This window comes from Yoonia sp. (assembly GCF_017854565.1).
In the GTDB taxonomy this organism is placed as follows: domain Bacteria; phylum Pseudomonadota; class Alphaproteobacteria; order Rhodobacterales; family Rhodobacteraceae; genus Yoonia.
Map to the genome: position 1 here is coordinate 1 of NZ_JAFMHJ010000061.1, position 11346 is coordinate 11346.

General features: G+C 60.2%; 12 protein-coding genes and 1 pseudogene. 4 read left to right on the forward strand and 9 right to left on the reverse strand.

Annotated elements, in window-relative coordinates:
• Positions 1–293 (forward strand): transposase (locus QZ196_RS15910; RefSeq protein ID WP_296428194.1); only part of this gene is annotated, 293 nt, incomplete at its 5' end.
• Positions 294–867: 574 nt separating this feature from the next.
• On the opposite strand, the gene QZ196_RS15915 is transcribed toward QZ196_RS15910, so the two are convergent.
• From QZ196_RS15915 to QZ196_RS15940, 6 genes and pseudogenes are all read right to left on the reverse strand, one after another.
• Entirely contained in the window at positions 868–3201 is a 2334-nt protein-coding gene (locus QZ196_RS15915; protein ID WP_296428196.1) for a heavy metal translocating P-type ATPase, read from the reverse strand.
• A 68-nt stretch (positions 3202–3269) separates the two neighbouring features.
• On the reverse strand, positions 3270–4577 hold the full coding sequence (locus QZ196_RS15920; protein ID WP_296428198.1) for an APC family permease: 1308 nt from the start codon (positions 4575–4577) through the stop codon (positions 3270–3272).
• Positions 4574–5248, reverse strand: a complete 675-nt coding sequence (locus tag QZ196_RS15925) for a VTT domain-containing protein (RefSeq protein ID WP_296428200.1) — start codon at positions 5246–5248, stop codon at positions 4574–4576. Before QZ196_RS15925 ends, QZ196_RS15920 begins: the two co-directional genes overlap by 4 nt.
• A 1-nt stretch (position 5249) precedes the next feature.
• Positions 5250–5636, reverse strand: a complete 387-nt coding sequence (locus QZ196_RS15930; RefSeq protein ID WP_296428202.1) for a DUF302 domain-containing protein — start codon at positions 5634–5636, stop codon at positions 5250–5252.
• Positions 5637–5787: 151 nt separating this feature from the next.
• Positions 5788–7326 (reverse strand): annotated as a pseudogene (locus QZ196_RS15935) (multicopper oxidase domain-containing protein).
• A 73-nt stretch (positions 7327–7399) separates the two neighbouring features.
• Positions 7400–7792, reverse strand: a complete 393-nt coding sequence (locus tag QZ196_RS15940) for a hypothetical protein (protein ID WP_296428204.1) — start codon at positions 7790–7792, stop codon at positions 7400–7402.
• A gap of 19 nt (positions 7793–7811) precedes the next feature.
• Here QZ196_RS15940 and QZ196_RS15945 point away from each other — a divergent pair, with 19 nt between their 5' ends.
• Genes QZ196_RS15945 through QZ196_RS15955 form a run of 3 tightly spaced genes read left to right on the forward strand, consistent with a single transcriptional unit; the run spans position 7812 to position 9883 of the window.
• Positions 7812–8810, forward strand: a complete 999-nt coding sequence (locus QZ196_RS15945; RefSeq protein ID WP_296428205.1) for a hypothetical protein — start codon at positions 7812–7814, stop codon at positions 8808–8810.
• 9 nt (positions 8811–8819) lie between these two features.
• Positions 8820–9527, forward strand: a complete 708-nt coding sequence (locus QZ196_RS15950; protein WP_296428207.1) for an IS6 family transposase — start codon at positions 8820–8822, stop codon at positions 9525–9527.
• Positions 9528–9565: 38 nt separating this feature from the next.
• Entirely contained in the window at positions 9566–9883 is a 318-nt protein-coding gene (locus tag QZ196_RS15955; RefSeq protein WP_296428209.1) for a hypothetical protein, read from the forward strand.
• Here the strand turns inward: QZ196_RS15955 and QZ196_RS15960 are convergent.
• The 3 genes from QZ196_RS15960 to QZ196_RS15965 form a co-directional block, all read right to left on the reverse strand.
• Positions 9867–10097 carry an N-formylglutamate amidohydrolase gene (locus tag QZ196_RS15960; protein ID WP_296428211.1) on the reverse strand — a complete coding sequence of 77 codons (231 nt, stop codon included), beginning with the start codon at positions 10095–10097 and terminating at the stop codon, positions 9867–9869. The two genes, QZ196_RS15955 and QZ196_RS15960, sit on opposite strands and share 17 nt — an antisense overlap.
• Positions 10098–10108: 11 nt before the next feature.
• The gene (locus QZ196_RS17620; RefSeq protein ID WP_366510990.1) at positions 10109–10261 is read right to left on the reverse strand and encodes a DUF3293 domain-containing protein; all 153 of its coding nucleotides are present in this window, start codon (positions 10259–10261) and stop codon (positions 10109–10111) included.
• Positions 10262–10377: 116 nt separating this feature from the next.
• The gene (locus QZ196_RS15965; protein ID WP_296428213.1) at positions 10378–10860 is read right to left on the reverse strand and encodes a hypothetical protein; all 483 of its coding nucleotides are present in this window, start codon (positions 10858–10860) and stop codon (positions 10378–10380) included.
• Between the last annotated feature and the right edge of the window lie 486 nt (positions 10861–11346).

Here is an 11346-nt window from a genome sequence, read left to right on the forward strand (position 1 = left end):
CCGAGTTCATCCGCCGCTTCCTGATCCATGTGCTGCCTGATGGCTTCCACCGCATCCGACATTACGGCCTGCTGGCCAGCTCGGCTCGCAAGGCCAACATCACAAAGATCCGCGCCTTGCTGTGTGTCCAGCAGACCGGACAGGCAACCCTGTCAGGACCCGACGCCGAGATCATCCCACTCACCCTGCGCGAACCATGCCCCTGCTGCGGCGGCCCCATGCGCATCATCGAGATCTTCCGCCGTGGCGAGAAACCGATGTCGCGCGCGCCACCACGGGAGCAGGCGGCATGACACACCGCCTGTCATATCCCGGACAACGCCACCGGCTGCACCCCGCAGACCCGGCTCAGCCCGTATGCGCATATCGATCCTCAGCGCAAAAACCGACGACAGGCACGGCAATATGCAAAGCGATACCTGCATATTCGACCACTTCAGTGACCGTCTCAGGCAGCACGCGCACCTTCAGCCGAACCCCTGACACAGCCGTCGCCCCAAACGACTGCACTCTTTCCCCATAGGTCTATCCAAGACCCCCGCAGCTTCCTCCTTGGGAGGTTTCCTAACGCGGGTCGTTGTCGCGCGAGTGCGATGCGTTCCGCCGCGACCCGCATCAGAAAACCTTCACCGAGGCTGTCCTCGGTCGTGACGGCGAAACCGTCTTGTTCCAGGATATCGATCCATGCGGAACAGCAGCCGCAGCTCGGGTCCTTCATCACATGGATCGCTGGCCCAACGCGTTGTGCCAGCGCCCTGAGGGGCGATGCGGCCACAAGTACCATCGCTCCGACCAGTATCTTTCGGCGAGAAATCATATCTTGGGTCATATGGTTTTCCTTTCTGATGTGTGTCGTGTGCCGTCGGGTCATAGATCGACCCGCCGCAGTCGCAAAGCATTGGTGATCACCGAGACCGAAGACAGGCTCATGGCCGCCGCTGCGATCATCGGCGAGAGCAGAAGGCCAGTGACAGGGTAAAGCAGCCCCGCTGCGATAGGGATGCCAAGCGCGTTGTAGGCGAAGGCGAAGAACAGGTTCTGCTTGATGTTGCGCAGGGTGGCGCGGGCAAGCTTGCGCGCCCGGACGATCCCCATCAGGTCGCCACCCAGCAGGGTGATACCTGCGCTTTCCATCGCCACATCTGCGCCAGTTCCCATGGCGATGCCAACATCTGCAGCAGCCAGGGCGGGCGCGTCATTCACGCCGTCGCCTGCCATTGCAATCTTGTGACCATCGCGGCGCAACTGATCAATCAGGTCCTTTTTTGCCTCGGGCAGTATGCCTGCGCGCACCTCGTCGATCCCGAGCTTGCCCGCGACTGCCTGCGCTGTGCGTTCGTTGTCACCTGTCGCCATGATGACGCGCAGCCCTTGGGCGTGAAGTTCCTTGATAGCTTGCGCGGTGCTGTCCTTGATCGGGTCAGCCACCGCCACGATGCCGACGAGCGCAGCATCGACGGCAATGAACATCGCTGTCTTGCCCTCGGCACGCAGGGTGTTGGCCTGTTCTTCGGCCGCGCCCGTATCCAGCTCCATCTCGCGCATCATTGCGGCATTGCCGAGTGCCACCGCGCGTCCGCCGACCGTGCCGCGCACGCCCTTGCCGGTGACGGCCTCGAAGTCCGTGGCCTCTTGCTGCGGTGCTTCCTGCGCCTCTGCCCCCTCGACGATAGCTTCGGCCAAGGGGTGTTCCGACCCGCGCTCCAGTGCCGCTGCCAGCGACAGCAGGTCAATCTCTGCCATATCCGCCAGCGCCACGGTATCCGTCAACTTTGGCTTGCCCATGGTCAGGGTACCGGTCTTGTCTACGATCAGCGTATCGACACCTGCCATGCGCTCCAGCGCCTCGGCATCCTTGATCAGCACGCCCGCTTGCGCCCCGCGCCCTGCTGCCGTGGTAATGGAGATAGGTGTCGCCAACCCCAGTGCACAGGGGCAGGCGATGATCAGCACAGATACCGCCGATGCTATGGCGAAGACCAGCGCGGGTTCGGGGCCGAAAATCATCCAGACGACGAAGGCAATGATGGCGATGGCGACTACCGTCGGCACAAACACCGCCGAGACCCGGTCCGCCAGCCCTTGGATCGGCGCGCGCGACCGGCGCGCATTCGAGACCATTGTCACGATCTGCGCAAGCACGGTGTCGGCGCCGACTTTGCCCGCCTCGATCACGAGGCTGCCGTTTTTGTTGATCGTGGCCCCGGTCACCGGATCGCCCGGACCTTTTTCGACGGGCATCGACTCACCGGTCAGCATGCTTTCATCCAGAGACGATTGGCCTTCGATCACCACGCCATCGACAGGGACCGCGTCGCCGGGGCGCAGGCGCAGCCGGTCGCCCTCCATGATATTCTCCAGTGGGGCGTCATATTCCGTGCCATCGGACAGGATGCGCCGCGCCGTCTTGGGCGCGAGGTCCAGCAGCGTGCGGATCGCATCTCCGGTGCGTTCGCGCGCCCGCAGCTCAAGCACCTGACCCACAAAGACCAGCGTCACGATTACCACTGCCGCCTCGAAATAGGTCCCTACGCCGTGGCCCATCCGGTACTGTTCGGGAAAGATGCCCGGCAGGAAGGTCGCGAACAGCGAATAGGCATAGGCCGCCGAGACGCCAAGGCTGATCAGTGTCCACATGTTGGGGCTGCGGTTTACCACCGAGTCCCAGCCACGTCTGAAGAACGGCAAGGCGGCCCAGAAGATGATTGGCGTTGCCAGCATGAATTCCAGATAGCTTGCGGTCTGGTGTCCGACCCAGTCGCGTACGGGCAAAGCCACCAGTTCTCCCATTGTCAGGATGACAAGCGGCACTGCCGCTGCCGCCGAGATCCACATCCGTCGGGTGAAGTCGGCCAGCTCCTCGCTCGGCTCGTCCAAGGGGACCATCGGCTCCAGCGCCATGCCGCAGATGGGGCAAGCCCCCGGCGCATCGCGGACGATATCGGGATGCATCGGGCAGGTGTACTGTGCGTTGGCTGGGGCGGGCTTTTCTCGTCCTTCCGCGCGATCTGAAGCGTAGAACCACGGATCTGCCTTGAACTTCGTCTGGCACTTCTCCGAGCAGAAATGGAAAGCTCTCCCCTCGAACTCCGCGTGACGTCCGTCGGGCTTGACCACGACTGTCATCCCGCAGACGGGATCCTTCGCCGTCTCGGTCCCCGAGCGCATGTCGGGTGCCGCTTGATGGTGATCGTGCTCCATGGTCTGCCAGCCTTTCGATCTCTTGTTTCAGCTTGCGCCTTCCAAGGGCTGGAAGCTCAAGCACTTTTTTAGTGACGGTCGTGATCGCCTTCGGGAGCGGGATTGCGCGCGAGGAAAACGCCCGCGAACAAGAACACCAGCGCCATGCCGACAACGCCGATCACGACGATGAGCGGGTCGGACTGCCATTTCATCGCGGCGAAAGCGGCTAGTACGACAGCATCAAGGGCGATCGCCGTCGACAACACCCATCCCTTCGCGCCGATCTCCTCGCGCAAGTGCCGGAACACGCCAAAGTGGATGATCATGTCCATCACGAGATAGAAGAAAGCTCCAAGCGAGGCGATTCGGCTTAGGTCGAAGAAGACCGTCAGGAAGCCCGCGATCACGACGGTGTAAACGAGCGTGTGATCCTTGATCGTACCCGGCATCCCGAAATGGCTGTGCGGAATCATTTTCATGTCGGTCAGCATCGCCAGCATCCGCGAGACCGCGAACACGCTGGCGATCAGACCAGACGCCGTGGCGACCAGCGCCAGCACCACCGTAAGGTAAAAGCCTGTCTGTCCGAGGGAGGGTTCGGCGGCCTCGGCCAGCGCGTAGTCTTTCGCCGCGACGATTCTGTCGAGCGGAAGGCTGGAGCCGACTGCGAAGGCGACCAGCAGATAGACCACGACGCAAATTGCGATGGACCAGACAATGGCCCGGCCCACGTTGCGGTGCGGGTTTGTGACCTCAGCGCCGCTGTTGGTGATAGTCGTAAAGCCTTTGAAAGCAAGGATCGACAGGGCTACGGATGCGACAAAGCCGGTCGCACCGAAATCGCCGTCGGTGGCTTCGAAGGAAATCCCGCTTGCCCAAAGACTGACGGCCCCAAAGAGGGCGATGCCGCCCACCTTGAGCGCAGCCATAATGATGGACAAAAGTCCGACGGAGCGGGTGCCCGAGGCGTTTACCAGATAGGCGAAGACGATCAGCCCGACGCCAAGAACAGGCACCATGACACTGTCCGGATCACCGCCGAACGCCCGCAGCGTGTAGGTTCCGAAAGTTCGCGCGACAAGGCTTTCGTTGATGACCATCGAGAAAGCCATCAGGAGTGCGGCGCCCGCCGCGACCGTCGTCGGTCCGTAGGCTTTCTTCAGGATCATTCCGATGCCACCCGCGGAAGGATACGCGTTCGACATCTTGATATAGGTATAGGCGCTGAACGCGGTCACCATGGCGCCCACGACGAACGAAAGCGGGAAGAGCGGCCCGGCAAGCTCGGCGATCTGACCGGTGAGCGCAAAGATGCCCGCGCCGATCATCACACCCGTTCCCATGGCTACTGCGCCAGAAAGGGTGATGCTGTTCTTCTCGTAGTCACTCGTCATCGGTTTTCCTTTTCTGGTTTTTGCCGCATCGCCACCCAGAGCAGCGGTACCCCCGTCACAAGGCCGAGACCGAGCACTGCCCATGTCGCGCGCCCAAGGTCTCCGCTGACCGCCTCACCGCCGACATGGGCGAGCAGGAAGCTTGCCGGTATGATCCCCGCCAGTGTCGCAAGTGCGAACCGCCAGGCGTGCAGGCGGCTGAGCCCCGCCGCGTAGCTGATCATGTCGAAGGACACGAAGGGCATCAGGCGGCTGGCAAAGACCGTCGCGGTCAACGCGGTCTGCGACCCGAGCAGCCCGGCATCGACACGATCACCAAACACCCGCCGCAACACATCATGCCCCAGAACCCGCGCGAGCCCGAACGCGATCAGCGCCCCGAGTTCCGCGCCGATCACGACCTGCACGGTGCCCCAGACATGCCCGTAGGCTGCCCCGGCCGCCAGCGCGATCGGCGCGCTCGGGATCGGGCTGGCCACGACCGCGACGGTCATGAGTGTGACAATCAGGATCGGCCCCCAGAGACCAGCGCGTGCGACCAGCAACTCCAGACGCGCGCCATCCATCAGTCCGCGTGCCTCGGTGAACACCGAAGGCGCGAACTGCCAGAGACCGAGCAGCCCGATCCCGAGGATCGCAAGGCCTGCGAGAATGATAGCGCGCAGGCTCATCTCAGATCGCCTCGACGGCCTTCGCCAGAAGGTCACGGACATCGCCCGCCACGGCCGTCAGCTGGGCGTTTTCGATCGCCTGCATCGAGGCCACCGGGTCGATCGCACTGACCTCGACGCCACCCTCGACTTCGCGGAGGACGACATTGCAGGGCAGCATCGCACCAACCCGCGGCTCGATCCCGATGGCCTGATAGGCCATCTTGGGGTTGCAGGCGCCGAGAATGCGATAGTCCGGCATCTCGACATCGAGCTTCCTTTTCATCGTCATCTTGACGTCGATCTCGGTCAGCACACCGAAGCCATGATCTGCCAGCGCTTTTCGCGCGCGCGCGTCCACGTCATCGATACCCGCGTCCGAGATCATGCGATTGATTGTATAGGTCATTGTGAAGTCCCTTCCTTCATTTCCGAAGATATTTGAGCAGTGCCGTGATGGCCAAATACTACATGGGCATTGTGGCGGACTGTTGCGACAACATGGGTCAAGTCGGCATGTGCATGATGACGGGGCACCCTGTCCAAACGCCCCGCCCAGATTACACCGATGCTGTGACCGCGAACTCTGTCATCATGCCGGTCGCAAGATGCGGCATGTGGTGGCAATGCAGCATCCAGCGCGCGGCTTCGCCCGCATCGAGCGCGATATCGACCATCGACATCGGCGGCACATGAACCGTGTCGCGCAGCGCACCGGCAACGCGTCGACCGTTCAACCCAACGACCTGAAACACATGGCCGTGCAGGTGCATCGGGTGGGCCATCATCGACATGTTGTGGAACGACAGAACGACCCGTTCACCGCTGCGCGCGGTGATCGGTTGGTGCTGGCCCCAGACGGCCCCGTTGATCGTCCAGACATAGGGCTGCATCGAGCCGCCCAGCATCAGCATGTGGCTGCGGTCGACGGGGCGATCCGGCAGGGCGTCCAGTGCAGTCAGGCGCGACTCCTGTGCAAGATCCCTGTCAAAGGCAGGCGCTTCGGACACCGCCATGGCATCGAGCCGCCGCACCTCGGCACCCGGCGTGGCAAGGATCAGGCCGGTGCGCTCGCGCGCGCCTTCGCGCAGCGCAAGGATCGGCCAAGCGCCGCCTTCGTTCTGCAGGTCGATCTCTATATCCAGTCGCTGGCCCATTGCCAGCCCGAACCGGTTGCCCGGCAGTGGCTGCACCGCATGACCGTCCACCGCGACGAGTCGGCCCTCCGCGCTGCCAGTGTCGATCCAGAACACTGTGGCTGCAGCGGCATTGATAACCCGGAGCCGGATGCGCCCGCCACGCTCGACTTGCACTACCTCAGGGTCCGACAGGGTCCGGTCGTTGGCCAGATAAGCATCCCAGTCGTAATCGTTGAGGTCCATGGCCATGCCGCCCATCTGGCCGCCCATGCCCATCATCCCGCCCATACCGGGCATGTTGCCCATGGCGCCGTGGCCAGTGGCCCCATGATCCATGCCCTGCATCGCCCCCGTGCCTCCCATGGGCGCGCCTTGATCGGGCACCGCACCGCCACCATGGCCTGCGCCGTGTCCGCCGCCATGACCACCGTTGATCTCGGCCAGAACCTCATCGGGGGCCTTGAAGGAGAAGTCATGCAGGAACATCACGACCTCCTGTCGGTCGGCGGTCAGATCCTCCTGCGAGCGCACAATTAATGGTGCCGCCAAAAGCTGCATCTCCTGGACCGGCACATGGCTGTGCATCCAGTGGGTGCCTGGCCGCGCCTCGAAATCGTAGGATCGGGTCTCTCCCGGCGCCAGCAGGGGCATCGGCATGTCCGGTACGCCGTCCTGCGCATTCGGCGGGATCTGGCCGTGCCAGTGGATAATCGTGCCAACGTCGAGATCGTTGGTCAGGTTGACCTAGAATCTCTGGCCAGGATCAAGGATCAGCCCCTGACCGCCGGGGCCGGCAAGGCCAAAGACCGTAGCGGCGCGCCCGTCGATATCGAGGGTCCGGGTCGCGGCGGCAAGGCTGATCGGTGCCACCGCCTGCGCGAAAGCTATGCGGGGCATGTGTGCCGCGCCAATGGCGGCAGTACTTGCGGCGAGAAAGCCGCGTCTTGAAAGCATGTTCATGGTCGTCTCCTCGGGACATCCTGTCCCGTTCATAAATGCCGATGGGACGCTGCGGGCCTCAGCCCGAGCGCAATCAGAGGAGACGGAGTTTGGGAGGTCGTTTGTTTAGTCCCGGTGTGCGGCCAACGTGGATTGGTGCGGACGCAGAATCATGGCCGGCAAGCGCGTGGGCGACACCAACTTCCGCGCCTGACGACGTCAGGAAGGCCGAAATTCCGGTGCACACGAACTCACACATTGCGGCATCGTCGGATCCACAGGCCTGCTCAGCGTCACAGGCGAGTTCCATGACCTCCATAGAGTGCATTATTTCGGTGAGATGCGTCGCATGATACGGATCGGAACCCATGCCCGCTGCATGCGCGGAATTCACCGTCGTCACCACGGTGATAGCAAGTATGGAAAGCATGGTGACGAGACGTGCGAGCATTCTGAAGTTATAGCCATTGCTCACCAGAATGTCCATTGTCGCAGGTGGCGCACCTATGGCAGAATTCCGCTACAGCGTGATGCCCCGCCGCGCGCCAGATCGCGCGGATACGCCTGCAACCCGCCGACCTATTCCTGATCGGCTCTATGACGACGCCCGGCAGAAAGGCTTCGTGCTGATCGGCCGCGGCAGGCGATCGGCGGATATGATGTTGCGGTGTGTCACCTGCCAGAACCTGCAGCAAGTACGGCGATCAGTGCCGGTCAACAACGCGTTGGAGTGCAAGAACTGCCTGTGGATGCGGCGCTTCGATGACGCAATGGCATCCGGCGCGACGATCTTGCTGCCTGATCCATGCAGTCACAAGATTGCCAGTGTCGAACTGGCATGCGGACATATCGTGCAGCGCCAATACGGTCGCCTCGCTATTGCAGCGCAAGGCGGTCACGTGCTGGGGTGCGAGACGTGCCGGGAGGCGCAATATGTAGCGCAGGCCGAAGGCAGTGGGTGGGATTTGGTTGGCTCTTCCGACAACGGTAAAAACGGCTATCGCCGATACCGACATCACTGTGGCAACAGCCAGGATCATGCCATCGTCAACGTCGACAATCGCCAAGTCGATTGCGCGCGCTGCGGCGAAAGCTGGGTTTCAAAGCCGTCGTGCATCTACCTGTTCCGCATTGAACTCGTCGACCGCGGGGTCCTGAAGTTTGGCTACTCTTCAAATCCTGCACGGCGCCTGCGTCAGCAGCTTGGTGACGCAGCTCGGCTGACGGGTAAAATCCTGTGCGTCATAGACCTCCCGACTGGGCATGCCGCAATGACTGCCGAGTTGGCGGGCCACCGGTTCCTGCACCAAAACCATGCTGATCTCGTCATCGATGCGCAAGTGTTTGCGGGCCAGATCAATGCCAAGTCCGAGATCTACACCTTGTCGGCGGAGCACATTATCCAAGACTTGATGGACCGGATTGCGGACGCGATTTCGACCAACAGCACGCCCGCGGGCACTGTCAGAAGAAAACTAGTTGAGGCGGGCAGGGCGAGCAATTAGCGTCGTGGGATGACAAAACGCAGCCCCTTTCGCTACTTCAAGACGAGCCTAGAGATCATCCGCTTGGCCGTCATGATGTATGTTCGGTTTCCACTTTCGCTTCGGAATGTGGAAGTTCTTTTGCACGAGCGAGGCATCGACATCAGCCACGAAACGGTTCGGTTTTGGTGGAACAGATTTGGCCCAATTTTTGCCGCAGAGATCCGCAGGAGAAGGGTCAGCCAGATGCGCGCATATTCAAATTGGCAGTGGCACTTGGACGAGGTGTTCGTGAAAATCAACGGCGAGAGGCATTACCTTTGGCGGGCTGTTGATCACGAAGGGGAAGTCCTGGAAAGCTTTGTCACAAAGCGCCGAAATCGCAAGGCAGCATTGAAATTCCTCAGGAAAATCATGAAATGCCATGGTCGCACATATATCTTCGTCACCGACAAGCTACGTTCTTACGGTGCGGCGATGAAGATGATTGGCAATGTGGACAAACAGGAAACCGGCCGCTGGCTCAACAATCGAGCCGAGAATTCACACCAGCCATTTAGACGAAGAGAGCGGGCCATGCTTCGATTTAGGCGGATGGGAACCTTACAGAAATTCGTCGCCGTCCACGCTTCAGTCCACAACCACTTCAACAAGGAGCGCCACCTTTACAGCCGATCAAATTTCAAGCTGAACCGAGCCGCCGCTCTTACCGAGTGGCGCGGTCTCTGCGCAGCCTAACAGATTGAGGTTTCTTGAGAACCTAGAATGGTTCGCATTTGTCTGACAGCACCCGCCTGATGGCTGCCGTGACCCATGTTTGCACCATCGAATACGTCGCCAAAATGTTGGGCGAGGATGCAGAACTTCTAGAAGCAATCATCTACAACGACGACAATCTGACCTACGGCAACATCGTCAGCGTCTATGTCGGACCCGAAGAAACCATCACTGCGCTGACGGACGAAGGGATCGAAGAACTGTCCGACATGATCCGCGCCGCTCGTATCACCACCAAAACCTGGCATGAGTTCCTCGACGACTTCGTGGAGGACATCGAACTTGTGGCGCGCATCAAAGCTAAATCACTGCGGTAGCAATGGGGCGGTTACCATCAACCACGATGCGGGACACTTCCGCGTCGATGATCTGTGCGTACGGCCAAGCCTGCCGTGCCATTTCGTCCGTGTAGAGATCGGCCGAGGTTAGCGCTTCAGCCTCAACCTCAGATCGAGGAACAAAAAATTCCGGCCAAACATCATCCGGAATGGCGGTGGAAGCGTGCGGGACGTGAACAACGAGCGATGACATCTCAGGGCTCCTCAGCAAGATGAGATGAGATGAGGGACAGCATCATAACCCGCCCAAACAATGGCGTTCTGGCCGAACTCGACGTCTAACGATTTTGCCCGTTCGAGGCTGATGCCAGGGACCAATACGCTTTCCTCCCTGGGCCATTCACCTGATGGATCCACCCCTAGCGGTTCCCCCCCGACTATAGGCCGTGTTGCGGTGCCTAAACAGCCTCTCGGGGTGGAGAAAGACGAATACGAACCAGTCTGCGCTAGCTGTTTAGTCAAAAGATATCACATTAGTCGCCCAAATCGCTAAGCTTGCTCCAAGTAAGTTTATTATCTCGCCAAGCATCTAGTGCTAAATCCTCACTAGAAAACTCTTCCGATGCCAGTTCTTCATTTAATTGCGGGCTCCAACGCTTCCAGCAATAGACGGTCTTTCCATCAGCATCGTAATAATCCAAAAAATCCAGATTGGGGTTTTCAGCCATTACCACGCCTTCCCGAAGCAGCTTAAGCCGACATTTCCCAAGTGGAATGCCTTCTTCTGCATCTTGTCGCTGTTTTGCGCCCCAATCAAGCCTGCTTGACCCGCTATTCCGTGATACGGGCATCTGACGCGCGACCTGACGGAATCGCATATCAACCGACGATGCGGAATGTGGGGTCAAACCAACGGTGACGGTGTATACACTATTGCTCACCAGCCGCTCTTGCAGGCGATGAAAGAATGGCACGGAACAACAGTAAACCGCCGTCAGAACTAATCTTTGATCCATGAAACTCCAGCCGCACCCGGCGGTCAAAACCAAGCCGCCCATCACCCGTTTCGCGTGCACCCTCTGGGTGATCCATAATCCGCCACCTTCAGCCCGATTAACATGCTGAAATATAACACGTTACTGGCAATCGGAGGTGCGTAAACGTCAAGTTAATTGGGAAATGCGAGCTTAAACGATATCCTAGCGCCGGAGCGATTAGCAACGCCGTTTGGGGGATGGATTTTCACACCAAAGGTTCTGCGGTGATGGCTAACTTGGCCGTGTTAAGGGGATAACACACGCACCAGCACGTCTACGCGTGCGCGGGGCGCCGGGTAATATGTCAATGTGAGTGGTTGATATTCGCAATGCTACGCTGATTTGTCTCGCTGAGCGTCTCGCTGAAAAAACAAAAGGCTCAGGTTAAAACGCCTAAGCCTTTGATAATATTGGTGAGCCGGTCGGGATCCGAACCCGAGACCTACTGATTAAAAGTCAGTTGCT

Bases quoted from the DNA above. Each gene is read 5' to 3' on its own strand.
- QZ196_RS15940 (WP_296428204.1), bottom strand. From the start codon at position 7,792: ATGGACATTCTGGTGAGCAATGGCTATAACTTCAGAATGCTCGCACGT.
- QZ196_RS15925 (WP_296428200.1), bottom strand. From the start codon at position 5,248: ATGAGCCTGCGCGCTATCATTCTCGCAGGCCTTGCGATCCTCGGGATC.
- QZ196_RS15950 (WP_296428207.1), top strand. From the start codon at position 8,820: ATGACAAAACGCAGCCCCTTTCGCTACTTCAAGACGAGCCTAGAGATC.
- QZ196_RS15915 (WP_296428196.1), bottom strand. From the start codon at position 3,201: ATGGAGCACGATCACCATCAAGCGGCACCCGACATGCGCTCGGGGACC.
- QZ196_RS15960 (WP_296428211.1), bottom strand. From the start codon at position 10,097: ATGTCATCGCTCGTTGTTCACGTCCCGCACGCTTCCACCGCCATTCCG.
- QZ196_RS15930 (WP_296428202.1), bottom strand. From the start codon at position 5,636: ATGACCTATACAATCAATCGCATGATCTCGGACGCGGGTATCGATGAC.
- QZ196_RS15920 (WP_296428198.1), bottom strand. From the start codon at position 4,577: ATGACGAGTGACTACGAGAAGAACAGCATCACCCTTTCTGGCGCAGTA.
- QZ196_RS15965 (WP_296428213.1), bottom strand. From the start codon at position 10,860: ATGGATCAAAGATTAGTTCTGACGGCGGTTTACTGTTGTTCCGTGCCA.
- QZ196_RS15945 (WP_296428205.1), top strand. From the start codon at position 7,812: ATGGCAGAATTCCGCTACAGCGTGATGCCCCGCCGCGCGCCAGATCGC.